Origin of the sequence: Robertmurraya sp. DFI.2.37, from assembly GCF_029211245.1 — a bacterium.
GTDB lineage: Bacteria > Bacillota > Bacilli > Bacillales > Cytobacillaceae > Robertmurraya > Robertmurraya methanolica_A.
The window spans coordinates 1-344 of sequence record NZ_JARGEJ010000416.1 but is presented as its reverse complement, the minus strand read 5'-3'; the positions used below and the strand labels follow the sequence as shown (position 1 = coordinate 344).

The window sequence follows — 344 nt, the reverse complement described above, 5'->3', positions numbered from 1 at the left end:
TTTCTTCACTGTTGAGAAGGTTAAACAGCCCTGAGGAGTATGGGAAAAAAAATATTGTTTCCGGATCTTTTCGATTAGATCAAGCTCATAAAAAAATCATACATGAAGATGAAGAGATTAAGCTAACGCCAACGGAATACTCGATTTTGCAGTTCATGATGAGTCGCCCAAACCGCGTCTGTTCTAGGGATGAGCTTCTTGACGAAGTATGGGGAGAATACTATGTCGGTGATATTAAAGTAGTTGATGTCAATATAAGGCGTATTCGCCAAAAAATCGAAAAGGATCCATCCACGTCCCCATTCTGTACATAAATGGACGGGGTTGGATGGATCCTTTTCGAT

The 344-nt window shown here is 40.4% G+C and carries 1 protein-coding gene; it reads left to right on the top strand.

The window, feature by feature from the left end:
* On the top strand, positions 1 to 314 hold a 314-nt coding region (locus PZE06_RS27110), incomplete at its 5' end, for a winged helix-turn-helix domain-containing protein (RefSeq protein WP_275792255.1).
* Between the last annotated feature and the right edge of the window lie 30 nt (positions 315 to 344).